This is a genomic window from Photobacterium salinisoli (assembly GCF_003614885.1).
GTDB lineage: Bacteria > Pseudomonadota > Gammaproteobacteria > Enterobacterales > Vibrionaceae > Photobacterium > Photobacterium salinisoli.
Map to the genome: position 1 here is coordinate 1,929,821 of NZ_QZMS01000007.1, position 26,654 is coordinate 1,956,474.

At 56.8% G+C, this 26,654-nt stretch carries 14 protein-coding genes and 1 pseudogene; 5 read left to right on the forward strand and 10 right to left on the reverse strand.

What is annotated here, in order from left to right:
• Nucleotides 1-4 precede the first annotated feature (4 nt).
• The 4 genes and pseudogenes from D6M16_RS09395 to D6M16_RS09410 all read left to right on the forward strand — a co-directional run bounded on the left by D6M16_RS09395 (nucleotide 5) and on the right by D6M16_RS09410 (nucleotide 6,559).
• Nucleotides 5-3,255, forward strand: a pseudogene (locus tag D6M16_RS09395) (type I restriction endonuclease subunit R).
• A 2-nt stretch (nucleotides 3,256-3,257) separates the two neighbouring features.
• Nucleotides 3,258-4,274: a PDDEXK family nuclease gene (locus D6M16_RS09400; RefSeq protein WP_046218917.1), complete on the forward strand. Its 1,017-nt coding sequence runs from the start codon at nucleotides 3,258-3,260 to the stop codon at nucleotides 4,272-4,274.
• 268 nt (nucleotides 4,275-4,542) lie between these two features.
• Nucleotides 4,543-5,388 (forward strand): siderophore-interacting protein, encoded by an 846-nt coding sequence (locus D6M16_RS09405; RefSeq protein WP_120511554.1) that lies wholly within the window; start codon nucleotides 4,543-4,545, stop codon nucleotides 5,386-5,388.
• A gap of 91 nt (nucleotides 5,389-5,479) precedes the next feature.
• The gene (locus D6M16_RS09410; RefSeq protein WP_120511555.1) at nucleotides 5,480-6,559 is read left to right on the forward strand and encodes a 3-deoxy-7-phosphoheptulonate synthase; all 1,080 of its coding nucleotides are present in this window, start codon (nucleotides 5,480-5,482) and stop codon (nucleotides 6,557-6,559) included.
• 101 nt (nucleotides 6,560-6,660) lie between these two features.
• Here the strand turns inward: D6M16_RS09410 and D6M16_RS09415 are convergent, their stop codons facing one another.
• The 3 genes from D6M16_RS09415 to D6M16_RS09425 are packed head-to-tail and all read right to left on the reverse strand — an operon-like array spanning nucleotide 6,661 to nucleotide 9,595.
• Nucleotides 6,661-7,461, reverse strand: coding sequence for an ABC transporter ATP-binding protein (locus D6M16_RS09415; RefSeq protein ID WP_120511556.1), 801 nt, complete (start codon nucleotides 7,459-7,461; stop codon nucleotides 6,661-6,663).
• Nucleotides 7,461-8,573 (reverse strand): FecCD family ABC transporter permease, encoded by a 1,113-nt coding sequence (locus D6M16_RS09420; protein WP_120511557.1) that lies wholly within the window; start codon nucleotides 8,571-8,573, stop codon nucleotides 7,461-7,463. Before D6M16_RS09420 ends, D6M16_RS09415 begins: the two co-directional genes overlap by 1 nt.
• Nucleotides 8,574-8,584: 11 nt before the next feature.
• Complete coding sequence (locus tag D6M16_RS09425) at nucleotides 8,585-9,595, reverse strand: FecCD family ABC transporter permease (RefSeq protein WP_276131390.1); 1,011 nt, start codon at nucleotides 9,593-9,595, stop codon at nucleotides 8,585-8,587.
• 155 nt (nucleotides 9,596-9,750) lie between these two features.
• Between D6M16_RS09425 and D6M16_RS09430 the strand changes: the two genes are divergently transcribed.
• On the forward strand, nucleotides 9,751-10,683 hold the full coding sequence (locus D6M16_RS09430) for an ABC transporter substrate-binding protein (RefSeq protein ID WP_240435557.1): 933 nt from the start codon (nucleotides 9,751-9,753) through the stop codon (nucleotides 10,681-10,683).
• A 91-nt stretch (nucleotides 10,684-10,774) separates the two neighbouring features.
• On the opposite strand, the gene D6M16_RS09435 is transcribed toward D6M16_RS09430, so the two are convergent.
• Genes D6M16_RS09435 through D6M16_RS09465 form a run of 7 tightly spaced genes read right to left on the reverse strand, consistent with a single transcriptional unit; the run spans nucleotide 10,775 to nucleotide 26,565 of the window.
• On the reverse strand, nucleotides 10,775-12,331 hold the full coding sequence (locus tag D6M16_RS09435) for an amino acid adenylation domain-containing protein (protein WP_120511558.1): 1,557 nt from the start codon (nucleotides 12,329-12,331) through the stop codon (nucleotides 10,775-10,777).
• Complete coding sequence (locus tag D6M16_RS09440; RefSeq protein ID WP_120511559.1) at nucleotides 12,318-18,800, reverse strand: non-ribosomal peptide synthetase; 6,483 nt, start codon at nucleotides 18,798-18,800, stop codon at nucleotides 12,318-12,320. Before D6M16_RS09440 ends, D6M16_RS09435 begins: the two co-directional genes overlap by 14 nt.
• A gap of 32 nt (nucleotides 18,801-18,832) precedes the next feature.
• Entirely contained in the window at nucleotides 18,833-19,630 is a 798-nt protein-coding gene (gene dhbA, locus D6M16_RS09445) for a 2,3-dihydro-2,3-dihydroxybenzoate dehydrogenase (protein WP_276131391.1), read from the reverse strand.
• Nucleotides 19,630-22,758, reverse strand: a complete 3,129-nt coding sequence (locus D6M16_RS09450) for a non-ribosomal peptide synthetase (RefSeq protein WP_120511560.1) — start codon at nucleotides 22,756-22,758, stop codon at nucleotides 19,630-19,632. The genes dhbA and D6M16_RS09450 overlap by 1 nt, the downstream gene beginning before the upstream one ends.
• Nucleotides 22,755-23,672 (reverse strand): isochorismatase, encoded by a 918-nt coding sequence (locus D6M16_RS09455; RefSeq protein WP_120511561.1) that lies wholly within the window; start codon nucleotides 23,670-23,672, stop codon nucleotides 22,755-22,757. Before D6M16_RS09455 ends, D6M16_RS09450 begins: the two co-directional genes overlap by 4 nt.
• Nucleotides 23,669-25,354 carry a (2,3-dihydroxybenzoyl)adenylate synthase gene (locus D6M16_RS09460; protein ID WP_120511562.1) on the reverse strand — a complete coding sequence of 562 codons (1,686 nt, stop codon included), beginning with the start codon at nucleotides 25,352-25,354 and terminating at the stop codon, nucleotides 23,669-23,671. Before D6M16_RS09460 ends, D6M16_RS09455 begins: the two co-directional genes overlap by 4 nt.
• Complete coding sequence (locus D6M16_RS09465) at nucleotides 25,351-26,565, reverse strand: isochorismate synthase (protein WP_120511563.1); 1,215 nt, start codon at nucleotides 26,563-26,565, stop codon at nucleotides 25,351-25,353. The genes D6M16_RS09460 and D6M16_RS09465 overlap by 4 nt, the downstream gene beginning before the upstream one ends.
• Nucleotides 26,566-26,654 lie beyond the last annotated feature (89 nt).

The following is a 26,654-nucleotide window of genomic DNA, read 5'->3' on the forward strand; positions in this document are numbered from 1 at the left end:
GGTTATGAAAGACACTACACAAGAACGGGTATTTCAGGACGACATTATCAGCCAGATGGTTGCCAATGGCTGGGTGCAGGGCACTGGCGAGGGCTACAATCGCGAATCAGCATTGTATGAAGCGGATGCGCTGACCTTTATTAAACAGACACAGCCGAAAGAGTGGGAGAAGTTCTGCAAAGTCTTCCCGACTGACTCAGAGCGCCATTTTCTCGATGCCTTGGTGACTCAGCTAAAAAAAGCCGATGAGAACGCCACTGATCGCGCATCACGTACCTTTGGCACTTTGGGTGTGTTGCGTCATGGTTTGAAAATCCGCAATGCCCGTTTTGAGTTGTGTCAGTTTAAGCCAGAGCATAACCTCAATCCTGAAACCTTAGCGCGTTACCAGCAAAACATCTGCCGTATTGTGCCAGAGCTGGTTTACAGCCCGTATGCTACGCAAGCTGAATTCGAAGCAACTGGTAAGCAGGCTAAGAAATGGCGCATTGACTTGGTGCTGTTCGTTAATGGCTTGCCAGTCTCTACCCTTGAGCTGAAGTCTGAATTCAAACAAGCGGTAGAAAACGCCATTGCGCAGTACAAACTGACCCGTTTACCGAAAGACCCTGCCACCAAAAAGCCAGAGCCGCTTTTGAGCTTTAAACGCGGTGCTTTAGTGCATTTTGCGGTAAGCCAGTATGAAGTTCACATGGCGACCAAACTCGCGGGTGAAGAAACATTCTTCCTGCCGTTTAACAAAGGCACGCATGATGGTGGTAAGGGCAATGACATTCCTAAAGATGAAAATCGCTACGCTACTGATTACCTGTGGAATGAGGTGTTAACCCCAGACAACTTGCTCAACATCATCGGGCGCTTTATCCACCTTCAAATAGAAGAGAAGGAAGATTGGGAAGGGCGTAAAACCAAGAAAGAAACCTTGATCTTCCCGCGTTACCACCAGTGGGATGTCGTAACGAAATTGGTTGATGCGGCCATTGTTAAGGGCACAGGCAATAAATACCTGATCCAACACAGTGCAGGCTCGGGTAAGTCCAATTCGATTGCATGGACGGCACACCAACTCTCGACCTTACATGATGAAAAGGGTAACAAGCAGTTTGATTCGGTGATTGTGGTCACTGACCGCACCGTTCTGGATGATCAGCTACAAGACACCATCTATCAGTTTGAACATGCTGATGGCGTAGTGGGGCGTATCAACCGTAAAGAGGGTGATGGCTCGAAATCAGAGAAGTTGGCATCGGCACTGGAAACCTCGCAGCCTATCATCATCGTGACCATTCAAACCTTCCCGCATGTGTTAAAGGCGATTGAGAATTCAACGTCACTCAAAGAGCGCCGTTACGCCATTATTGCCGATGAAGCGCACTCGTCACAAACAGGTGCAACGGCTCGCCAGCTCAAAGAAGTGTTGATGACGGATGAAGCCGAGGATGACACGGAGCTTTCCTCAGAAGATATTCTTGATGCTACCGTTGCAGCGCGTCGAGGCAGTGCCAACCTGAGTTATTACGCCTTTACCGCCACACCAAAGCCAAAGACTCTGGAGTTGTTTGGTCGCAGACCTGACCCAGAGCAGCCAGCATCTAAACGCAATTTGCCAGTGGCTTACCACATCTATTCAATGCGTCAGGCGATTGAGGAAGGCTTTATTCTTGACGTGTTAAAGAACTACACCAACTACAAGGTGATTTATCAGCTCAAGCAAAAGCTGGAAGCGGAAGATAAAGAAGTAGATGCAGGAAAAGCCAAGCTGAAACTCAATAACTGGGTGCGTCTGCATGACCACAACATTTCGCAGAAAGTGAAAGTGATTGTTGAGCACTTCAAAAAGAACGTGATGGGCTTATTGGGTGGTCAAGCTAAGGCTATGGTCGTCACAAGCTCGCGTAAAGAGGCTGTGCGTTACAAACTGGCTTTTGATAAGTATGTTTCTGAGCATGGTTATGCAGGCATTCGTGCGATGGTCGCGTTCTCTGGAGAAGTGGAATTTAACGCTGCTGATCCAGACAGCACAGCGTTTATGGATCAGAAGTTCACTGAGCACAACATGAACCCTGAACTCAACAAACGTGAGATGCGAGTTGCTTTTGATAGTGATGACTATCAGGTGATGCTAGTTGCTAATAAATACCAGACTGGATTTGACCAACCGAAACTCTGCGCTATGTATGTAGATAAAAAACTGGCTGGCGTAGAGTGTGTGCAGACGCTTTCACGGCTTAACCGAACTTATCCGGGCAAGGCCGAATGCGGTACTTTCGTACTCGACTTCTACAACGATCCGCAAGACATTCTTGATGCTTTCCAGCCTTATTATCAAGTGGCAGAGCTGGAGGATGTCACTGATCCTGACAAGATTTTCGACCTATCAGAGAAGCTGCGTGCTAGCGGTATTTTCTTATGGTCGGAGGTAGATCAATTCGTTGATGCCTTCTTTACCAAGAACAAATCTAATGCGGCTATCAGTAATATCTGCAAGCCAGCGGTAGACCGTTGGCGCAAGCGTTATACTTCTGCGGTAGAAGCATATATTCACGCTAAAAACGTGTTTGAACGCACCAAGAAAATAGGCGATGCCGTGTTAATCGCTAATGCGGAAAACACCTTCAAAGAGTGTAAGCAGGAGAAAGACCGCTTAGAGATATTCAAAAAGGATTTAGGTAGCTTTGTACGCTTCTATGAATTTATGTCACAGATTGTCGATTACGATGACAAAGAGTTAGAGAAACTGAGCCTGTATGCACGCCACCTGCGTCCAATGTTGCGCGAGAAGGTTATTGAAGAGGATGAACTTGACCTTGGTAATGTGGTGATGAGCCACTATCGTCTGTCGAAGATCCGTCAACAGGACATTCAGCTTAAAGAGAATGCACCCGAGTACAAGTTACACCCAAGCAACGATGTAGGTACAGCCAAACCAAAGGACAAGAAAGAAGAGTTCTTGTCTCACATCATTGAGCGATTGAACGAGGTGTTTGTCACCGACAACCTGACCGATAAAGACATGATCAATTATGCCTTTACGGTGCGTGACAAGCTCACCGAGAACGAAACAGTAATGAGCCAAATCGCCAATAATACTCGCGAGCAAGCCATGCTAGGGACTTCCCACGCGCGATTGATGATGCGATTTTGAATAGCAATGAAGCGCACCAAGAGCAGATGATGCAGTTGTTGTCAGACCCGAACAAAACCAAACAATTTGCGCGGGTGATTTTTGATATGTTGAGTGGATATAAAGATTAATTATGGCCATTTACGAATTAGCCAATGACACCTTAATCAAGGTAGAAACAACTTCATTCGAAGCTGAGAAACTCAGAGAACGTCAGGATATCCAACGACTGCTCAGAGCCAATATTCAAGCCATCAGCCCGGACACCCTGGTGATTGCCGAAGAATACGGGCATTTTGTTGAGTCCAATCGCCGTATTGATTTACTGGGTATTGATAAGTCCGCCAACCTGGTTGTGATTGAGTTAAAGCGTGATGACGATGGCGGCCATATGGAGCTTCAGGCCATTCGCTACGCTGCCATGGTGGCGAACTTAACCTGGGAGCATGCCATTCATGCCTATAAAGAGTTTTTAAGCCGCACAGAACAAGATCTTGACGCAGAAAGTGTGCTGCTTGATTTCCTTGGCTGGGATACACCACAGGAAGACGACTTCGGCAAGGAGTCGCGCATCGTTCTTGCGGCCAGGAATTTTTCAAAAGAAATCACCACCTCGGTACTCTGGCTCAACGATATGGGGTTAGATATCCGTTGTGTTCGCTTAAACCCACTGCGCCTTGACGAACGGCTGCTGTTAAATGTCGAACAAATCATTCCGCTGCCCGAGGCAATGGACTATCAGATTGAGGTCAGGCACAAAAAGCGTGAAGAACGTGCAGCGCGTAATGACGGAAAGGATCGCTCGCGACTGAACCTGTATGTAAACGGCACACTGTATCAGCAAGGCTTTCGCAAGTCAGATATTGGCTTGTATACCGTCCAGGCGCTTCAAACACATCAGTTAATTGATGACACTGTATTTAACTATTTAAGACATAATAAAACCTGCTCTTTTCAACTGTTAAAGCAGTTACATGAAATCACTGGCACAGCTGACAAATATAGAAAATACCGCTCTGAACGCGAACCTGAGTTCTTCTATCAAGACGTTGGTTACTACGTTGCCAGAAACTGGGATATCAATAATACAAACCGATTCATTATAGAAATTCAGCAGCGATTTCCCGAACTAAGATTCGAATGGGATTAATCCTGAATTCCTGTAACAGCCCGCAAGGTTCTAATCTAACGGGCTTTATCACTATCAATGACATCCACGCACTCTCCCAAGAAACCACCGACCACACCAACTATCGCTAAGATGCATGCATCAATGTCTCCACGGTAACCATTCATCCCCCACCATCCCCCATTTCCCCATACCCTTTCAGTTGCTTAGGTGAGCTTTTGCTTTTCTCGCTGATATGTTTATGTATAATCAAACGAGAATAGATATCATTATTGATTAAGGAAACAATATGACCGTGCCCGACAACAGGGAAAAACGTCTGCCGGTGCTGCTCACAGTGAAATCTGTCCGGGATTTGGGCCCGCGTTATCGCCGGATTACCTTTACGTCACCTGCACTGGCGCACTACCCGGCTTGCAGTCACGGCGCGCACATTAAGATCATGCTTGCCCAGGACGGACAGTCTGAGCCTGTACTGCCGACCCTGACGGCAACCGGGCCTAAGTGGGCATCCCCCGAGGACAAGCCGCTGCTGCGTACCTTCTCGGTCCGTGAGCTGCGCCGGGAAACCGGTGAGATGGATATCGACTTTGCCCTGCACGGCGATCTGGGCCCGGCGTCGCGGTTTGCGCTCAATGCCCGCCCCGGCGATAAACTGGGGATTTCCCCGCCGGGTGGCCCGTACCCTATGCTCAAACCGGCCTCGCAGTATTATCTGGCCGGGGATCTGACGGCCTTACCGGCGATAAGTGCCATGCTGGAAGACATGCCGGCAGACAGCCGCGGCTATGTGGCGATTCAGATCGGTGATAAAACCGATATTCAGGCTCTCCGCGGCCCGGCTGGGGTTCAGGTTCAGTGGTTTATCGGCCAGCCGGATCAGGTGCAGCCGCTGATCGACCAGTTCTGCCAGCAGCTTCTCAGCGCCAAAACGACTGCCGAATCAAATGCCGAACAGATTGCCGACAGTTATTTCTGGCTGGGCGGTGAAGAGCAGATTGTTGTGGGCTTGCGCCGCTTTATCCGCCGTGAACTGGATGTCGAGCGCACCCAGGTCTATGCCATTCCCTACTGGCGTTTTGGGATTGATGAAGACAGCTATCACACCAGTCGTCACCAGGTTGTTGATAATTAATAATAATTCAGACCGAACCGGTATTTGCCTCTATGGGCACTTTGAAGCACAAGAGTGATGTCATCTCCCGATGACAACAAAGGAAACAACAATGGCTATTGACCCTTCAGTGATCCGCGCCCATTCATGGCAGGCACTACCCACACCGGCTGCACTGGCAACCGCCATCCCCTGCCCGGCAGCACTGACCGAGCAGATTGCAGGCTCGCGCAGTACTATCAGAGATATTTTGCACGGCCAGGACGACAGGCTTCTGGTCGTCATTGGCCCGTGTTCGATTCATGACCCGGACGCGGCCATCGAGTATGCCGAAAAACTGGCCCGCTGTGCAGAGCGCTATCAGGATCAGCTGGTGGTGGTGATGCGCACCTATTTTGAAAAACCTCGCACCACAGTCGGCTGGAAAGGCATGCTGTTTGACCCGGATCTGGATGGCAGCGATCAAATCGGCAAAGGCCTGCAGCAGGCCAGAGAGCTGCTGATCCGCATCAATGCACTGGGCCTGCCGGCCGCGACAGAATTTCTTGATACCACCAGTTTTACCTATCTGTCCGATCTGATGAGCTGGGGCGCCATCGGCGCCAGAACCACAGAGTCTCAGCCGCACCGTCAGCAAACGTCCGGCCTGCCGTGTCCGGTCGGGTTTAAAAACGGCACCGACGGCAATGTCAGTGTGGCGATGGATGCCATCATTGCCAGCCGCCACCCGCACCTGTACACCACCACAGGTCAGGACGGACAGCTGTATGCCGTCAGCAGTGCCGGCAATCCGGACTGCCACCTGATCCTGCGCGGTGGAAAAGCCCCGAACTACAGCGAAGAAGACATTCACCATGCTCTGCAGCAGCTGGAGGCCAAAGGGATCACCACAGGGGTGATGGTCGACTGCAGCCATGGCAACAGCCTGAAGCAGTTCCAGCGCCAGTTGCTGGTGGCCGAAGAGCTGTGCCGTCAGATTGGCAACGGCAACCATGCCATTTCTGCCATCATGGCCGAGAGTTTTCTAGTTGAAGGGCGACAGGATATCTCAGATAACATGACCTATGGTCAGTCCATTACCGATGCCTGTCTGGGCTGGGAAGATACCGAGACCCTGCTGTCGATGCTGGCCAGTGCTGTCGAACAGCGTCGTGAGGGGAGTTCGATCCGATTAGCCGCCAACGAGGGATAAATGCCGGTGGTATGTCCCCAGCCAGGAGTCAAACGACACACTGCAGATAAACGAAAGCCAGCCGTTTCAGGCTGGCTTTTGATTGCAATTAAGCGGACCGACTAACCGGCGATCTGCTGCCAGTCCGCCTGACGGCGCGGCACAATCACAGGCGCATCATCAAACGGTGCGGTGAGAATATCGACATGGGTATTGTACAACTTGTCGATCATCGGCTTGGTAATCACCTCGGTCACCGGTCCTGCCGCCACCACGCCCTGCTCACCAATCGCCACCAGCTCATCACAGTAACGCGCAGCCGCGGCCAGATCATGGATCACCAGCACCACGGTTTTGCCCATCGCCACCATCTGGCTGATGCTTTCCATCACTTCAATCTGATGGCCGATATCCAGCGCGCTGGTCGGCTCATCAAGCAGGATCACATCGGTATCCTGCGCCAGAATCATCGCCAGCCAGGCACGCTGGCGCTGTCCGCCGGACAAACTGGCCACAGGTTGCTGCAGCAAATCGTCCAGCTTCATCCACTGAATGGCTTTGGCGACCTGAGCGGCATCGTCGTCGCTCCACTGGCTGAACCAACCCTGATGGGGATGACGGCCGTACTGCACCAGTTGTTCCACCGTGATCCCGGCCGGGCTGATGGGCTGCTGCGGCAGGAAAGCCAGTACTTTGGCCAGCGCTTTCATCGAGTAGTCCGCCAGCGATTTGCCGTTCAGGATGATCTCGCCCTGCTGCGGTGCCAGTTGTTTGGCCATCATCTTGAGCAGCGTCGATTTGCCGCCGCCGTTAGGACCGACAATGCCAATCAACTTACCTTGACCCAGACGCAATGAGACATCCTTGAGGACGGTCTTGCTCTCGTAGGAAAACCCTACGCCTGTCATCGTTAACGCTGTCATCAGTCTGCCTGTCCTTTATCTCGCAGTAGAAAAATAAATAGCATGATGCCGCCCAGAATGCGGGTCATGATCCCGGTAGCCACTTCGTGGGGGTCGGCCAGTACCCGGACCAGAGTATCACTCAGCAAGAGTAACAATGCCCCCAGCATGGCAGCGGTCCACAGTGGCACAATACGCCCCCTGAGCAGGAAGGTCGCGATAATCGGTGCCGCCATGGCAATAAACACCACAGGACCGCCGATGGCCGTGCCCAGCGCGGCGATCAGGATCGCCAGCATCAGAATCGCCACCTGTACCCGACTGACGTTTACGCCCAGGCTCTGGGCGGTCGGCAGGCCCAGCCGCAGCACATCCAGCTGGCGGGAGAAGTAAATCACCGCCGGACTGAGCAACAGCAGCAACCCGGCCACCGGCAGACTGACGCTGTAACCCTGACCGACAAAGTTACCCATGGTCCAGAAGTACACGCTGCTGACATGCACGATAGATTCGGTCGACATCAGAAACTCGCCCACGGCGCGCATCAGCTCCGAGACCCCGATACCGATCACCACAAACAGATAACCCTGCTCGCCGGGGTTACGGCACAGCATATAGAGCATCACAGCCGCCACCACCGCACCCAGCGGCGCAGCCCACCAGGGCCAGGAGCCCAGCGTGAGGTACAAGGTAAAAAAGGTGATCGCCAGTGTGGCCCCTTCATTGACCCCGACCATATCGGGGGTCGCCAGCCGGTTACGCACCAGCGTTTGGATCATACAGCCCGACAGCCCCATGGCCGCACCGGCCACCAGCACGGCCACCACGCGGGGCAGACGAATTTTAAACACCATGATTTCGACCATGCGGGTCGATTCCCCCAGCAAGGCTTTGAGCGCCAGCCAGGGCGTGAGTTTGGCCGAACCGATACTGACCGCCAGCAGGCTCATCGCCACCAGCGCCAGCATCAGCAAAGCACCAATGAAAACGGCCCGGCGCTCCACCAGCATGGTCTTGTTACCGAACTGCCACAACCACTTACCGTGCGGGACATGCCGCGCCGGCTGGGCTGAGGTTAACGGGGTCGCTGGGCGCTGACTGGCAGCCATGTGCTGCGCCATACTTTTTTCCATCAATCTGGCTCCTACTTCACCGCCAGTAACGAGCGGAAACCGCCACGCCGGACCACGCCAATCAGCACAGGCGCCCCTATCATGGCCAGTAATACGCCGTTTGGCATTTCATAAGGCTGAATCATCCAGCGGGCCAGAATATCGGCAATCAGGATAAAACAGACACCAAACAGCGCCGAGAAAATCACCTGCACCGACAACCGCACCGGCTCCACCATACGGGCGCAATAGGCCGCCAGAAAACCGACGAAACTGATCGGCCCGGCCACCGAAATGGCACAGGCGGTAAACAGGGTCGAGGCCAGCAGCACGCCGATGCGCACCCAGTGGGTATTAATGCCGAGGGAGCGGGCCTGCTGCTCACCGAGTTGCATCATGGTGAGCTGACGGGCCAGCAGAAAGGTCAGCACGATAGCGGCCAGCATAAAGGGCGATATCAGCGCCATCGCCGTCATATCGGCCGCGGCCAGCGAACCCAGGTTCCAGAACCGGAACTGATCCAGCACCACCTGGTTCGACAGCAAAATATAATTGGATAAACCGCCAAAGGTCGCGTTCATCGCCACCCCGACCAGGATCAGTTTGAGCGGGCTGGATTTGCCCATCACATGGCCCACCAGCAGCACCACGATGTTACCGGCCAGCGCCCCCAGTCCGGACCAGACCAGATACCCCTGAGCGGATTCGACACCAAAGTAGGTCAGGCCGGTGACCAGCCCCAGCACCGCGCCGGCATTGACGCCAAGCAACCCCGGCTCAGCCAGCGGGTTACGGGTGGCGCTTTGAAGTAAAGAGGCGGCCAGTGACAGGCTGACACCGACCATCAGGGCACACAGGGTGCGCGGCAAGCGCAGGGTATCCATCACCATGGTCATGTGTTCTGACGGCTCAATGGCAGAGAAATAGTAGGCCAGCGCTTCTGCTGCGCCGTATTCCCCGGCACCAACCGACATCGACATCACTGAAAAAAAACAGACACTGAACACGCCTGCTCCGAGCCAGACGAGTTGACGTTTCGACACGCTTGCAACTCCATGTATAACAACGAGGCTGAGCATGATATCAATCCGCCTTTTCTTAGAACAGCATTAAATAAAAATAGTTCTCAATATCTTTATTAAGTACAATTCGAAAAGATTCATTCACTTCATTGAGATGCATAATAAGGAGCGTTATTTTGCTACGAAGCCTGTTTACGGCCCTGGCCCTGTTCTGCATGGCGAGCCAGGCCAGTGCTGCCGATACCCGCATCATCGAAGATGCCCTGGGTGAGAAGGTCACCGTCCCGGCACACCCGAAACGCGTCATTACCCTCAGCGAGATCGATCTGGATACCGCCCTGGCACTGGGCATGACCCCGATCGGCACAGTCAATGGCCGCGGCCAGCAAACTCTGCCCCGTTATCTGACCCCGGCCATTAATGGCAATATTCAGATCGTCGGTGATCTGTCCCGCCCGAATCTGGAAACCATTCTTGAACTGGAACCGGATCTGATCCTGACCGCGCCCAACCGCCCGGAAGTGATCGAGCTGCTCGGTGAAATCGCCCCGACTGTGGTTACCTTTAACTACGGCGAAAACTGGAAAAGTGTATTCCAGCGCACCGCCAATATTCTGAACCGCCAGGCCGATGCCGATGCCTTTATGGCTCGTTATCAGGCACATGCGGAACAAACCAAACAGGCAATTGGTGACAAACTGGGCCAGACCATCAGTGTGGTGCGCTGGAACCCGAAAGGACCGGCTTATATGTTCCGCGACTCCTTTGCCAGCCAGGTGATTGCCGATGTCGGCATGAAACGCCCTGCCAATCAGCAGGACCCGGGCCATACCCACTCCATGTCTCTGAGCCTGGAAGCACTTGCCGTACTGGATGGCGACTGGATGGTGATCGGCACCCTGAGCACGTCAGGTGAGGCCGTCGAAGCCATGCAGCAGGCCGAGAACACCCCGGCATTCCGCCAGCTGAGTGCTATTGAATCCGGCCGGTTTGCACCGGTTGACGGTTCGCTGTGGACCTCGGTCGGCGGTCCGCTGGCCGCGCTGAAAGTGATGGAAGACATCGCCAGACTGGTCAATACGCCGGATGCCCAGCCGCTGACGCAGTAAGCGTTCATAGAGCAAGCTCATTCATAAAAAGCTCAGCGATAAAAAAACCGCCTTTCGGCGGTTTTTTTTTTCGTTGCGGCATCCGACCGGGTTAGCTGACCGCCAGCCGTTTGCGATCCACTTTTCCGCTGGCGGTTGTCGGCAGGCGGGTCAGCCAGACAAAACGTCCCGGGATCATATAACCGGGCAGATGGGCCGCAAGGGCCTTGCGCAGTTGCAGGCGGGTCATCGCCGGCGAACCGGTTTCGCTGCGCTCCCCCTGTTCCAGGTACGCCACCAGCATGGCCTGCTCGCCCTCGCCTTCCAGCGTGACTGCGGCATCCCTGACCAGCTCCAGACCGCGAAGGCGCGCTTCAATTTCCCCCAACTCGATCCGGTAGCCACGCAGTTTAACCTGACCGTCCAGGCGGCCAAGGTACTGATAGCAGTCATCCGCCAGCCGCCGGACATTATCACCGGTTCGGTAATAGCGCAGGCCATCACCGCGGGTGACAAACTGACGCGCGGTCAGATCTGCCCGTTGCCAGTAACCGTCACTGAGCGCATCACCGTAAATACACAGCTCACCTTCCTGACCCACAGCAACCGGCTGATCATTGTCATCCAGCACCAGGTGACCATAACCGGTCAGGCTGCGGCCTATGGTCACCGGCTGATCAGGCTGCACCTGTGACATCAGTGACCAGACCGTCGCTTCTGTCGGGCCATAGCAGTTCCACAGCACCGCGCAGCGCGATAATAGCTGCTGCGCCAGCCCGCTATCCAAGGCTTCGCCACCTGTCAGAGCCCTCAGCCCGGCTTGCCCTTGCCAGCCGGTATTGACCAGCATCCGCCAGAAAGTCGGCGTGGCCTGAAGCGTATTGAGCGAGGGATAACGTGTCAGAATAGCGGCAACCGCATGGGGATCTTTATGCTCTTCGCTGGTGGTCAGCCGCAAACGGCCGCCCACCAGCAAAGGGGCAAAAATCTCCAGCATTGAGATATCAAAGGCGATCGTGGTGATCAGCAGCCAGTGACACTCATCATCCAGTCCCAGTCGTTCCACGGCGGCACACAAGAATGTTGCCAGCGCCTGATGACTGATCACCACCCCTTTCGGCTTGCCGGTCGAACCCGAGGTAAACATCATGTAGGCCGTGGTTTCCGGAGGCAGTGAAGGGGGGCTGATTGGCACCGCCTTGCCCGCTTGCGGCTGCCGTGCTCCTTCAGCATCCACAGCCAGCACCGGACAGCAAAAGCCGATGGGCTCGGCCTCCTCTCTGCCCGTCTCCAGCACCGCATCCAGCTGCGCTTCCTCCGCAATGTCTTTTAACCGGCCTGCAGGAAACAAGGGATCGAGCGGCACAAAAGCAATGCCGGACAACAGGCAGGCCAGCAAGGTTGCAATCAAGGCCGGTGACCGTTCCAAGTGAATCCCCACCCGATTGCCCGGCTGCAAACCTGCCTGATTCAGTTGCCATTGCACCCGGCTGACTGCCACCCGCAATTCGCGATAGCTGACGGACTGCTCGCCAAAATCAATCGCCACCTGCCCGGATTCGGCCGCCCCGATCAGGGCGGCCTCCAGCATAGCCGTTAAGTGCACAGACGCTGAACGCATAGGATCCGGGGCGAGGCTTTGCTCACTCTGCTCGTTACTCGCCAGCATCTGCCGTCTCCCTTTCCGCTTGGTCAGCACCCGCCGGCTGTCCCCATTGCGCGCGCTCAGCACTCAGTGCCCGGCACATCGCATCCGGTGTGGCATGCTGATACAGAAAAGCTAAGGTCACAGGCTGCGTGACCCCCATCGCCAGCACATCGTGCATATTCAGCGCATGATTCAGGCGTTGCACCAGACCAATAGCAGCCAGCGAATCTATCCCCAGCGCGCACAAAGGCAGATACCAGTTGTCATTGTCCGGCGTCACCGGCTGCAGGGTACTTTGCTGCCATACCTCACTGATCAGACGCGCCACTTCAGGCGACATCACGCCCTGCTCAGTGTGTGTTTGCTCTGGCTGAGCCTTCGCCGCCTGAGACGGCACAGCCTGATTAGCGACTTCAAAGGGGGTCAGCGGCAATGCCTGTTGCGGCTCGGCAGCGATCACCTGCAGCAGTTCCGCCTGCCACAACATCAGCACTTCACTGGCCCGCGATGGCTCGATCTGCATGGCATCAAATTCAAAGCGCAGCGATAACTGGCCGCCCACTTCATTGACGACCAGACTGAGCGGGATCTCCACTTTTTCAAACGCCGGGCCAAACTCAGGACGCAGTCTTGCGTCGTCCGTCTCCTTCTGACGATTGGCATCTGCCTCAGCGCGCGGATAGTTCTCATAGACAAACACGCTGTCAAACAGGCGGCCGCGGCCGGCCTGCAAGGCCATCAGCGACTGGGTCGCATGCTGGTTCAGCGCCATGGCTTCTCCCTGCAGCTGAGTCAGCTGGCTGGCAAGCGAATCGCCATCCTGCCAGGTCATGATCAGCGGCAAGGTGTTGATATACAGCCCAACACTGGCGGCAATACCGGCCACCGGCGCATCACGCCCCGGGACCACATTGCCCACGATAGTGGTGGCTTTAAACGATGGCAGGCCGGTCAGACGGGCAATCAGGCGGTGCCAGGCAAACTGCGCCACGGTACTGTGAGTCACGCCGACCTGACGCGCAAAGTGCTGCAGCGCCGTCTGGGCTTGCGCGCTCAGCACGGTTTTCACCACGTCAGGCTGTTGCTGGAGCGGTGAAGTGGCGAAATCCGGCCCGAACAGCACAGTTAAATCATCAGCCTGAGCCGTTGCCAGTGCTTTGCCTGTCCAGAAGGCAGCCGTATCCGACTGGCTGCTGAGCGCATACTCAGCATGGGCCAGATAGGCCTGATCGACCGGCAGCAAAGCGGACAGATCATCACTATCATGATCCGCCAGCGCCTCATAGGCCTGATGCAGCGCCGCAAACAGACGCGGGCCACTCCAGCCGTCAATCACAGCATGGTGACAGCTGACGATCACCCGGATGTCGTCATCGGCCAGACGGAAACAGCGCACGCGCAGCAAGGTATCGCCATCCAGCGCAATACCGCGCTGACGATCGTGCTGGCAGTATTCGGCGATCAGCCCCTCTGCATTGTCCTCGCCGGTCAGATCCACCACCTCGAACGGCAGAACCGGCTGACGCTGCACCACCTGGATCAGCTGATTACCTGTGCTGTGAGGGCCGATCAGCACGGTCCGCAAAGCCGGGTAAGCTGCCGAGACGGCCTGCCATGCCTGCTGATATCGCGCCAGATCCACCGGCTGCCGGTAACAGATCGGCGTCTGCAGCAGATAGGCGTCATCGTCCGGACAGCGCTGCTGATGGGCAAACATGCTTTGCTGCAGCGACGAAGCCGGCAGCAGTGCGTCTATGTCAAACCGCTCGCTCAGCCTGTCCAGTTCCGGCTGAGTCAGACTGACCAGCGGATAATCCGATGGTGTCGACTGCCGCCCGTGAGATTCCGCATGCTGTTCGCAGTAACGGATCATGTCCAGCAGGTGGGTTTTGAAAGCGGCCATGAACTGTTCGCTCAGCGCCTGATCCAGCACCCCGACCTGACGCAGCGTCAGCTGGCCGTCGTAGATCCCGCCATGCAGACTGAGCAGCTCCGCGCCCGGGTTCAGTGGCGAGGCCGTTTGCCCCGGCACCACAGGCAAAGGCCGCCACAGCTCGGCCTGCTGTCCCTGTTTCTGGGTCTGACGGCCGAGATAGTTAAAGACAACCGGCGAGAAGGTCAGCTGATCACCCTGAGGGTGATAGCAGCGCAGGGCGTTGAAACCGACCCCGTTATCCGGGATCTGACGCAGGGCTTCTTTGGCCTGTTTGATGGTTTCAGCCAGTGACGGCTGCACCGCCACAGTGCATGGATAGGTACTGGTAAACCAGCCCACGGTGCGGCTGACATCCAGTTGTGTGCCAATCTCTTCCCGGCCATGACCTTCGAGCATGACGGTGGACTGTTCGCCCCAGCCCAGCGCCTTGAGTGTCACGCTGAGGGCTGACAGCAGCAGATCACGCACCTCAGTGCTGAAGGCGGTATTGGCCGGGCCAACCAGACGGTCGGTCTCCGCCTGATCCAGCTGCAGCATGGCCTGACTCGGAATCACCTTACCGTCACTGTCTTGATTGAGCACAGCCGGCAGTCCGCTGTGGCTGGCTTTATCAAGCTGGCTGCGCCAGTAGTCAAACTGCGCAGGATGGCGCTCGGCGTAATCCTTCAGCGCTTCGCCCCACTGACGGTAGCTGGAGGTTTTCTCCGCCAGCGGCAGTCCTTGTGACAAGCGCTGCAGATCATCAGCCAGGATCCGCCAGGAGACCGCATCGACCACCCAGTGGTGCAGCGCCAGGAACAGACCGGTCCGGGACGCCGTGGCATCCTCACCCGGCAGATGACGGATCCGCGCCCAGGCCATGACTGGCCCGTTGACGAGATCAAACTGCGACTGCAGCGCTGTCAGGGCATCATACAATTGCTCTTGCGTCATCCCGGCGGCATCCAGCTCTGTCAGTTCAGGGACAGTCACAGAGGCCTGATAACGCTGGCGCCGCACGCCATTTTCTTCAGTGACCCGCAGACGCAAGGCATCATGATGGGCCAGTAACCGGGTCATGATCTCAGTCAGGCGGGCCGAATCCAGATCCGGAATGGCCAGCACCACCGCCTGATTCCAGTGCGCCGGACGGGCGAAAGGCTGGGCATCGAACCAGCGCTGAATCGGATGCAAATCAAAGCTGCCGGACAGCTGGCCCTGCTCAGCGTCAACCGCCCGTTCAGTCTCAGCATGCGCGGCCAGGGTCCGGCACAATTTACGGACCGTCTTGGCTTCAAACACATCTTTCACGGTGCAGGCAAAACCGGCATCACGCAGCCGGGTGTTGAGCTGGATACTCAGGATTGAGTCGCCGCCGAGGCGGAAGAAATCATCTTCCACGCCCAGTTCGGTATTGAGCACTTCCTGCCAGATCGCCAGCACCTGCGCTTCCATGTCGTTTTCCGGCTGAACCCCGTCTCCTGTCGTGATCTGACGCTCAGGCAGGCGGCTGATATCCAGCTTGCCGTTCACTGTCAGCGGCAGCTCATCGAGCATAATCAGCTCTGCCGGCACCATGTATTCCGGTAAGATCCGCGCCGCGGCAGACAGGATCTGCCCCGGGTCCGGCTGTCGCTGATTCACGGCCGATGAGGTTTCAGCGGTGGCATAGGCCACCAGCTGGCGCTGCGCGCCTTCCCCGGCGACAATCACCCGCACCTGATGCAGCTGCGGCGCCACTTTGGCAATCTGACTTTCAATTTCGGCCAGTTCAATCCGGTAACCGCGCAGTTTCACCTGCTGATCCATGCGTCCCAGGTATTCCACCTCGCCGTTATTGAGCCAGCGTGCCTTATCGCCGGTGCGGTAACAGCGCACGCTCTGTCCGCCAATCTCCACAGTCACAAACACTTTGGCCGTCAATGCCGGCTGGTTCAGGTAACCCCGCGCCAGGCCCAGACCGGCCAGACACAACTCGCCCGCGACACCCACAGGGCACAGCTGGCCCTGTGCATCAAGGATCAGGGCCTGAGTATTATCGACCGGATGGCCTATGGTCACCGGCTCACCCGGTTGCAGTTCTTTGACCAGTGCAGTCACAGTAAACTCAGTCGGACCGTACATATTGAGCAGGCGCAATGTACCCTGCCAGCTGGCCGCCAGGGTGGCCGGACACGCTTCACCGCCAAAGCCGACCGTTCTGAGCGAGCTCAACGGACGCGGTGTCATGGCGGCAAACAGCGCCGTCGAGCTGATCATGTGCGTGGCGCCATGCGCCTCGGCCTGATCGAGCAAAGTGTCATCCGGTTCGCCGAGCACCAGCTGCGCCCCGGCAAACAAGGGCAGGATGGCCGTCATGTTACCGGCATCAAAAGCCAGCGACATAGGATTAAACATCACGCTGTCCGGGGTCAGCGCCAGTCGGCTGGTATGGTCGGTCAGCACATTGACAAACGCCCCGTGCTCGACTTCCACTCCTTTCGGCAGACCAGTCGAGCCCGAGGTATAAATGACATAAGCCAGATCTTCCGCGCTGACATTCACGGCGGGCGGTGTGTCCGGCGCCTGAGACAGCGACGCGATGATCGGCTCATCGGTCACATTGATGATCTGGCAGCCCGTCAATGCCGCATGAGATTCAGCAAACCGCGCATCCGGCGCAATAATCACAGCCAGTTGTGCATCATCGACCAGATGCTGCAAGCGGGCGGTCGGATAGGCAGGATCGAGCGGCACATAGCTCATCCCGGCTTTCCAGGCTGCCAGCGCCGCCACCGCATACTGAGTGGTCCGGCTGGCCACCACGCCAATTTTGTTCTCCGCAGGCTGAGGTTCGCTGTGCGGCTGCTGAGTCAGTAAATAATGCGCCAGCCGGTTTGCCGCCTGATCCAGTTCCTGATAGGTCAGCGTCCGGTCGAAACCGGTCACCGCCGGCTGGGCCGGACATTCTGCCGCATGACGGCTCACTCGGTCATGAATCAACATGGGGGCATCGACGCGGGCAGGCAAACTTGCCAGTGCCTGAGCGATGCTGTCCTGATGCGCGTGATCAACCATAGGCAACTGCATCACATTGGCGTGAGGCGCCGCCAGAATACCGTCCAGCAACATCAGGAACATGTCTGCAAAACGTGCCACGGTCTGATGTTCAAACACGCCTTTGCTGTAGAGCCATTCCAGCCGCACGCCGTCAACCAGTTCGGTGACCTTGAGTGACAGATCGGTTTTTGCCGGTAGTACCGGCGAAGGCTCTTCCACTGCGCCACAGCCAGGGATCAGATCGTTAAAATCCACCTTGGCCTGATAGACCAGCATGATCTGGAAGATAGGGTTCAGGGCTGTGGTCCGGTCGGCCCCGATCGCTTCGCTGAGAGATTCAAATCGGAACAACTGATGATCAAAGGCCGCCAGATCCTGCTCACGGCAGTAACGCAGATAGTCGGCAAAGGTCAGGCGCTCATCAAGCTGGGTCCGCAGCACTATGGTATTGACGAAAAAGCCCACCACATCTTCGATATCGGCGCGCTCCCGGTAGGCCAGCGGTGTCCCGATCACCACATCCTTATCACCGCCCAGACGGGCCATCAGCAGCGAGAACACGGCATGCAGGCCGATAAAATACGAGCTGCTGTTCTGCTGACACAGGCGCTGGAACTGCTGCCACTTCGGCAGAGAAATCTCAGAGAACACCAGCGCGCCGTCATTGTTGTGACTGGCCGGGCGCGGTTTATCCAGCGGCAGGGCATGCACTTCCGGGATGCCTTTCAGGCGCTCGACCCAGAACGGCCGAAACTCTTCATGGTAGTCACGAAACGCCGGTGAGTTGAGCCAGTGGGCGTAATCGATATAGTTGACCGCTGTCGGTGTCACCGGCTGCTGCTGGTTATTCTGATACGCCAGAAAGGCCTGCTTGAAATCGGCAAACATGTTTTTCACCGACCAGCCATCAGAAATGATGTGGTGCTGGGTCAGCATCAGCAGATGCTCCTCCTCCCCCAGCCTGACCAGCTCGACCCGGGTCAGACCGCCCTGTTCCAGATCAAACGGCCGGTAAATGTCTTCCTCGACCATTTTCAGCAGTGCCTGCTCACGCGCGGCTTTGTCCAGATGGGACAAGTCATGGTGCGTTACCGTCAGCTCAGTCTGCGGCGCAATGTGCTGCTCGCCTTTACCCTGGCTGTTGCGAATAAAGCGGGTTCGCAGGCTGGCATGTTTTTGCGCCAGTGCCGAGAAGGCGTATTCCAGCGCCCCGACATCCAGCTTGCCGGTGAGACGAAAATGCACCGGCATGTTGTACAGGTGCGAGTTGTCTTCGTATTGCTCGATAAACCACAAACCGCTTTGCGAGAAAGAAAGCGGCCCGGAGGCCGCCTGTTGTACCGGAATGGGTTGCTCATAGGCCTGGCGGGCGCTCAGGCAACGGATGATGGCGTCTTTATTGTCGCGGATCTGCTGTCCGATCTCCGGTGTCAGTGCCTGCTTGCTGCACTGAGAGATCAGCTGACCTTTCTCATTCAGTGCCAGCCGGACGCCTTTGCGCTCAAGATCCGCCAAAAATGAAATCATGTCTGTCATCGTGTTTTCCTGTTTCACTGTTGGGCGCCTGCTCAGGCGTTAAGAATGGCCCCGCCGTCCACCACTATGTCCTGCATGGTGACATGGCTGGCCAGATCGGACGCCAGGAAAACCACAACCTGAGCGATTTCCTGTGGCTGAGCGATTTTGCCAAGCGGGATCCCCAGCTTGAACTGCTCGGGGAAACCGGCAATAGTGCGCTGCTCGGCATCATCGCTGTGCCACAGTGAGCGCTGCATCTGGGTATTGGTTGAACCCGGTGACACCAGATTGCAACGCACGCCATAGGGTGCCAGCTCCAGAGCAGCACAATTAGCCAGGCTGCTCAGTGCCGCTTTGGACGCGCAGTAGGCTGTCATGTGCTGACGCGGCACATGTGCCGCATTGGAACTGACAGTCACCACAGCGCCGTGACGCTGCTGCTTGAAAACAGGGATCACCTGCTGCAGCAGGTAAAACACGCCGGACGCATTGACGTTGAGGCAGGTGTGCCAGTCCTCCACGGTCAGCTCCTCGGTCTGGCCCATCCGCAGAACCCCCGCGACATTGGCCAGCACATCAATCACAGGCGCATCAGCCAGAATTTGTTGCGCCACGGCTCTGACCGCCTCCGGGTTGCTGATATCCGCCTCATAGATGGCAAAGGGATGCTCAATACCCGCTTCACGCGCGGCGCTGAAATCAATATCCAGACCAATCACCTGAGCGCCCAACTGGTGGAAGCTCATGGCGACCGCGTGTCCGATTCCACGGGCTGCCCCGGTCACCCACACCACTTTGTTCTCGAACTGACCACTGAAGGTCATTGCTGTTTGCTGCTGCGCTGCCATCACCACACCATCTCCACTTCGTCTTCGCTCTGTTGCTGCATCTCATCGAGATAGCGACAGAAATCACTCAGGATCGGCCGGTCAAACACATCGGACACCTTAATGCTGACGTCAAACTCCGCGCCCAGGCGGTTCACAATCTGGATGGTCTGCAAGGACTGTCCGCCCAGCTCAAAGAAATTGTCCTGCGACTGAATCGCACTGACCCCGAGGATCTGCTGCCAGATCGTGCCGACCCGGCTTTCGGTTTCGCTGGCCAGCACCTGCTCGGCGCTGTCATTGTGATAGCCGGCCACCAGAGCTTTGCGATCCACCTTATTGCTGCCGGTTTTCGGCAGGCTGGCAAAAAAGCGGAAATCGGTCGGGATCATGGCCGCTGGCAGATGGGCCTGCAGCGCTTTTTTGATGCTCAGCGCATCAAAATCTTCGTGCTGTTCGCCGGCAACAAAAGCAACCAGACGACGGATGCCGTTGTCGAACACCATGCCCTGCACGCAGACTTCTTCTACCCCGTCCAAGGCCAGCAGATGAGATTCCACTTCACCCGGCTGGATGCGGTAACCGCTGATTTTGAATTCGTTATCGATGCGTCCCAGATAGGTCAGCTGGCCATCGGTCAGCGTTACCCGGTCGCCGGTGCGATAAGCCCGGCGCTGCACATCGCCCACCTGCAGACGGGTAAAGGCCGGATGGGGCTGGCCCAGATAACCGTCTGCCAGAGTGTTGCCCAGAATGATCAGCTCACCGGTGGTCGCCGGACGGAACTGCGCATCCAGCACCAGCACCTCAACACCGGGCAGCGGCAGACCAATAGGTAACTGACTGTGCTCAGCGTGAAAACCCTGCAGTTCGCTGCAGGTGGCCACCACTGTGGTTTCCGTCGGGCCATAGGTATTAAACAGGCGGACACCGTTCGCGATCCCGGCCTGCTCAACCACTTTCTGCCATTGAGCCAGCGGCTCGGGGTACACGGCTTCGCCGCCGATAATCACGGCTTTTAAGCTGTCCGGCAGTGTGGCTGTGCCGGCCTGCAGACTGACCACCCATTCGTTCCAGAACGCTGTCGGCAGATCCAGCAGGCTGATCCTGGCGGCTTGCACCGAGTCAGAAAAGCTTGCCATCGACTCCAGCATGGCATCGGTCCGCAGTACCAGCGTGGCGCCCTGACTCAGGGTGACAAAAATCTCTTCGATGCTGGCATCGAAGTTGAACGGGGCAAACTGCAACACACGATCACTCGCAGCTACGCCATACCTGATGGCGGCGGCGGCCACGAAATGATTCATCGCATGATGGCTGATAGCCACGCCTTTTGGCTGCCCGGTCGATCCGGACGTGAACATGATATAGGCCAGATCTGAGCTCGCCGTGTCCGGCAAGGCAACAGGTGCAGCATGCAGATGACCGGCCAGCTGAATCGTAACCGGCAGAGCTGACAGACGATGCTGGTGCTGGGCCTCAGTGATCACAGTGCGAATACCGGCCTGGCTGACAATGCTGCTCTGACGCTCCATCGGCTGCTCAGGATCCAGCGGCACGTAGACGGCGCCACTCAGCATCACCCCCAGCACTGTGGTGATACAAGGCAGAGAGCGGCTCAGTGCCACCCCGACTTTCTCTCCCGGCTGCACCCCCTGTGCCAGCAAAGCACTGGCAGCAGCATCGGCTTTTTCCATCAGGCTCTGGTAAGTCAGCGACACCCCATCCTGCTCAAGCGCTATCGCGTCCGGGTGCTGAGCGGCATGGCGACGGATCGCGGCCAGCACTGAGGTCACGTCAGTGTCCGCCAGAGTTGTTTCCTCATTTCGGATCACAGCGTCCAGCCGGTCCCGGGCATGCAGTCCGCCGAGCAATGTTTCCGTCGTCTGAGTCGGTGCCGTCAGCCAGTTTGTCAGCAGACTCAGCAATTCCTGTTGCAGGTTCGCCAGATCGCCCTGCGCATACACCGCCGGGTTGGCATCAAAGTCCACCACCGGCAGGCCTTCCGATTTCGCGTGCAGCTCGATGGTCAGATCTTCCACCGGGCCCGCGCTGAGATTCAGGGTCTCAGCCGCCAGATTGGCGTACTGCAGAGGATGATCGAACGGCATGATATTGACCAGCGCGCCATATAAACGCTGGCTGCCGCCGACCCGGTTGAGATCGCGGCGCAGATCTTCATAGCGATAATGCTGGAAACGGCGCATTTTCTTTTTGTGTGCCGCAACCTTGCGCGCCACACTCAGCAGATCGTCATCACCGCAGACATCGACCACCAGCGGCACTATGTTCATCTGCATGCTGGGCACTGTCAGGGATTTCGAACCCAGACGGTTCATCACCATCATCCCCAGTACAACCTGCTCAGTGTCGCTGTAGTGACGCAGATGCGTACACAGTGCGGCGAGGAAGATATCAACCCAGGTCAGCTGATACTGATCGGCCAGACTCTGGCACTGCTGCCAGAGGTTGTCGTTGAAAGTGCTGCTCTGGCGGTGAAAACGGGCCGCAATCGGTGCAACCTCACGGCTGTACGATGAGGGCGCCGTATTGCCGGCCAGGGTATCGAGCCAGAACTGACGGGCTTTGTCATAGGCGCCGGAGTCGCGACGCTGCTGATCTTCATCCAGCACCGCCTGGAAAGATCCGAAAGGTGAAGGCGTGACCGGCACGCCCTGCACCAGCAGGGAATAAATCTCGGCGATCCGCTGGAAGATCAGCGTGGTCCCGAAGCCGTCCAGCGCAATGTGGTGGACGCAGTTATAAAGATAATCCTGCTGTTCGCCGCGAAGCAGCGCAAAGCGGCCGGGCAACTGCTGCTCAAGATCAAACGTCAGCATCATATCCTGTTCGGCCCAGCGCCGGACGGCCGCGAGCTCGGCGTCTTGTCCGCCGCACGGTTCGAGATCCGTCACAGTAAATGCCACAGGCTCAGAAGCAGCAACCCGATAAGGCTGTTCATTCTCGCTGCGGTAGTAACAGGACAGACATTCGCTTTCCGCCACCGCCTGGCGCACAGCTACCTCCAGTTTGCCGGCATCGACTTTGCCGTCAAACACGATGCATTCGGCGGTGTTGAACAGCGCCTTGTCTTCGTTAAGCGTGTGTCCCAGCCACAGCCCGTGCTGAGCGGTATTGAGTGCTGTCATCCCTGCACCTCCTGGTCCACATTGTTCAGGGCTTCTTCCAGTAATCCCCACCAGTGGTTGAAGGTCGGCGTTTCGGCCAGCTGGACAAAATTCATCACCACCCCGTGCTTACGCCATTCGGTGATCAATGACATGATCTGCACCGAATCCAGGCCGTAGTCGATCAGGTTCTCCTCAGGATCAAACTCGTCTTCCTCTTCTTCCACCAGCCTGGCAATGCGAGCCAGCAAGCCGCCACGGGTCAGGACTTCCGGCAACTCGCTGTGCGGTGAGCCAGCCCGCTGAGCTGTGCCGATCAGCGAAGCGCTCGAGACCACCATACCGGCACGACCGGCCACATACTTGAGCGCCATTTCATGCTCTTCCAGTGAGAAATCGGCAATCGCATCGCCGATCATGAAAGGCTTGATGTCGCGCATAAAGGCGTCCACCGCCGTCATCAGGCAGCCAATGTGGCCGTAAATTCCGCCGATCAGCAGTTGATCCCGGCCCAGCTCTTTGAGCATGTGCTCGAGCGGCGAGCGCTGAAACGCCGAGTAACGCCATTTGTCGAGCACGGTATCGCCCGCTTCCGGCGCCAGCGCCGCAACCACCTGCTGCAGCTCAGGGGATTTGTTCAGGCCCGGCCCCCACATGTCGTTCAGCAATGCCCGGTCGGCCATGTTCTGCTCTTTGGGCTGGGCGGTGTAGATCACCGGAATGCCGTTGGCTTTACAAAAGCCCTTCAGGGCAACCAGATTGCTGAGCAGGGTTTGCATCAGGGCACTGTCACGCTCATAGAAACTGACGAAGTACTCCTGCATATCGTGGATCAGGAACGCCGCTTTTTGCGGTTCAAAGGCCCACGACACTTTGTTGGCGGGAAAAGCCTCGGCAGCAGGCATGGTATAAGTCGGTAATGCTGGAATAGTCATGATAAAACGTCCTTTTCTGGCTGAGGCTGTGACTGGGCTTGTACTTGGTTGGCAATTAGCTGTCGCAGGGCTTTTTTGTCGATTTTGCCGACGTGCGTCATCGGTAAGGCGTCGACTTTCTCAATACGGTCCGGCAGCTTGTAATCGGCGATACCGCACGTCCGCAGGTGCTTTCGGATGCTGAGGGTTTTCAGCTTGGGATTAGAGGTGACAATGAAGGCACAGCTTTTCTCGCCCATCACGGCATCCGGCATGGCAACCAGTGCGGCCTGGGTGATTTCCGGCAGGGCCAGCAGCTGGTTTTCGATCTCTTCGGCAGCCACTTTTTCGCCGCCGCGGTTGATCTGATCTTTGTCACGGCCGACCACTATCAGGTAACCGTCTTCGGTCATCACCACCACATCGCCGGAGCGGTAAAAACCGTCCTGATCAAACGCGACGCGATTGTGTTCCGGGCTGTTGTAATAGCCGCGGAAGGTGTAAGGACCGCGGGTCAGCAGGGCGCCGGGGGTGCCGCGCGGCACATCCTGACCGTCTTCATCCACGATGCGCACTTCGTCATCGTCGCTGATTGGGCGTCCCTGGGTATTCAGCACATGCCACTCGCTGTCGTCAAACCGGGTGTAATTGACCAGGCCTTCGGCCATGCCGAACACCTGCTGCAAACGGCAGCCCAGTTCGGGTTCAATACGACGGGCAAGGCTTTCCCCGAGGCGGGCGCCGCCGACCTGCAGCCATTGCAGGCTGTCCAGCGCCGAGCGATCATCCGCGGCGGCCTGCAACCACAGGGTGACAGCCGGTGGCACCAGAGACGTCATGGTGACCTGGTGGCGCTTGATCAGCGGAAAACAGGTCATCGGGCTTGGCTCCGCCGCCAGTACCACAGCACCACCAGCGTAGAATACGCCCAGCGCGCCCGGTGAGCTCAGGGTAAAATTATGCGGCGCCGGTAAGGCACACAGGAAGACGGTGTCGCTGTCCAGCTGGCAGATGTCTGCACTGGCTCGCACGCTGTAGTAATAGTCGTTATGGGTACGGGGGATCAGTTTCGGGGTGCCGGTACTGCCGCCTGAAAGCTGGAAGAAGGCCACCTCAGAGGCCGTCAGTTCCGGCCATGTCAGCGCCTCTGCGGCCTGAACATTGTGAGAGCCTTGCTCCACCTGCGTACCTGAGATGGCCGCGGCTAACGAGCAGCCAAACTCAGCCTCCCCCTCGACCAGCCAGTGCCTGAGTGAAGGCACCTGCTGGCTGAGCGCCTGAGCAAACTCACCCTCAGCAAATAAACTGTGGCGGGACGAGACGATCGCCAGTATCGGTCGGATTTGCTCGGCGTAAGCCGTCAGCTCATGCCGGTTATGGCTGAACAAGGCATTTACAGGTACTACGCCTACTTTCATCAGGGCAAAGAAAACAATGTAGAACTCCGCCACATTCGGCAGATGCACCAGTGCGGTCTCACCGGGTTTCACCCCCAGCCGCAACAGTGATGCCGCCAGCCGCTCGGCATCGCGCTCAAGCTGGCGGTAAGTCCAGCGGCGTTCACCGCAAATCAGCGCCAGGTGATCAGCACGCTCATCCAGATGGCGCGTGAGGATGTCGGTCATGGGCACATCGGTCCAATAGCCTTTTCGGCGGTACAGATCGGCAAGGTCTGACGGCCAGGGCGTAAAGGCAATACTCATGCTACCCCCTGCTCGCCCAGCCCGAAGGCGTTGAGCATGGTGCCCAGCTTGGCTTCGGTTTCCGCCCATTCGGCCTGAGGGCAGGATGCGTCGACGATACCGGCACCGGCAAACAAGCGAACGGATTTTTCGCGCACTTTCCCGCAGCGGATAGTGACCGCCCATTCACCGTTGCCCTGCGAATCGCACCAGCCCACCATGCCGGTAAACATGCCGCGCTCATAGCCTTCCAGCTCTTTGATTGCATCGCGCGACAGATTAAACGGAAAACCGCATACCGCAGGGGTCGGGTGCAGCAGGCACGCCAGTTGCAGCACGTTATAAGGTGAGGCTTCTGGGTTGGCCGGCGGGTTGAGCTGGCCTTCGATCCGGGTCGACAGATGCCACATGGTTGGGGTATTGATCAGAGACGGACCGGCAGGTACATCCAGCTCGCGGCAGTAAGGCTTGAGTTGCTGGGCAATCTCATCGATCACCAGACGGTGTTCATACCTGTCTTTGACCGACTGCAGCAGCGCTTCACTGACTTGCTGATCGGCGTCTGCACTGGGCTGTCGCTTCGCCGAACCCGCCAGCGGGTTGGACAGAATATGCCGCCCTTCCTGGCGGATCAGCAGCTCAGGGCTGGCGCCCAGTAAGACAGACTGATCCTGCTGCGGAATGGCAAAATGGAACCCGGTCGGGTTTTGTTTGATCAGCCGGGCCAGAATGTCACTGGCTGATATGTCATCGCTCAGCTCAATGTTCAGTACCCGTGACAACACGGCTTTTTCCAGCTGAGTGCGCTGAAATTTTTCCACCGCCTGCGCGACAGCCTGCTTGAACACGGATTCTTCCGGCTCACTGCGCCTGGCCACAACCTGCAATGGTTTGCTGACTGACATCCCGCTGAGCGCGCCGAAGGCATCCGGCTGATGTTCGGTCACTTCAACACTTTCAGGAATGTACAGGCAGGATGGTTCGGAGACATCAAACGGAATCGAACCGATCAGGATAGGATTATCAACGCCTTTGGCTTTTTCGGCGGCGAACGCCTGATGTATGACCTGCTGGAATTCACTCAGGCTGTCTTCACCGTGAATGGCAGGGGTGGTGATAACTTGGCTGATCCCTTTCCCTCTGACAGTCCGGTACACAGACGAGAAGAAAAGATCACTATTCGGTGAGAATACCGGATTCAGTATTGGATTCTCACTTTGAGTCTGTTGCATGTCACAACTCCCTTTTTACGCAAGAATATGTGCAGCTTATGACGCATCGTAAACTGACTGATTGGGTGTTAATTCGTTAGGGTTTTAAT

Bases quoted from the DNA above. Each gene is read 5' to 3' on its own strand.
- D6M16_RS09400 (WP_046218917.1), top strand. From the start codon at position 3,258: ATGGCCATTTACGAATTAGCCAATGACACCTTAATCAAGGTAGAAACA.
- D6M16_RS09405 (WP_120511554.1), top strand. From the start codon at position 4,543: ATGACCGTGCCCGACAACAGGGAAAAACGTCTGCCGGTGCTGCTCACA.
- D6M16_RS09410 (WP_120511555.1), top strand. From the start codon at position 5,480: ATGGCTATTGACCCTTCAGTGATCCGCGCCCATTCATGGCAGGCACTA.
- D6M16_RS09415 (WP_120511556.1), bottom strand. From the start codon at position 7,461: ATGACAGCGTTAACGATGACAGGCGTAGGGTTTTCCTACGAGAGCAAG.
- D6M16_RS09420 (WP_120511557.1), bottom strand. From the start codon at position 8,573: ATGGAAAAAAGTATGGCGCAGCACATGGCTGCCAGTCAGCGCCCAGCG.
- D6M16_RS09435 (WP_120511558.1), bottom strand. From the start codon at position 12,331: ATGCTGGCGAGTAACGAGCAGAGTGAGCAAAGCCTCGCCCCGGATCCT.
- D6M16_RS09440 (WP_120511559.1), bottom strand. From the start codon at position 18,800: ATGACAGACATGATTTCATTTTTGGCGGATCTTGAGCGCAAAGGCGTC.
- dhbA (WP_276131391.1), bottom strand. From the start codon at position 19,630: ATGGCAGCGCAGCAGCAAACAGCAATGACCTTCAGTGGTCAGTTCGAG.
- D6M16_RS09450 (WP_120511560.1), bottom strand. From the start codon at position 22,758: ATGACAGCACTCAATACCGCTCAGCACGGGCTGTGGCTGGGACACACG.
- D6M16_RS09455 (WP_120511561.1), bottom strand. From the start codon at position 23,672: ATGACTATTCCAGCATTACCGACTTATACCATGCCTGCTGCCGAGGCT.
- D6M16_RS09460 (WP_120511562.1), bottom strand. From the start codon at position 25,354: ATGAGTATTGCCTTTACGCCCTGGCCGTCAGACCTTGCCGATCTGTAC.
- D6M16_RS09465 (WP_120511563.1), bottom strand. From the start codon at position 26,565: ATGCAACAGACTCAAAGTGAGAATCCAATACTGAATCCGGTATTCTCA.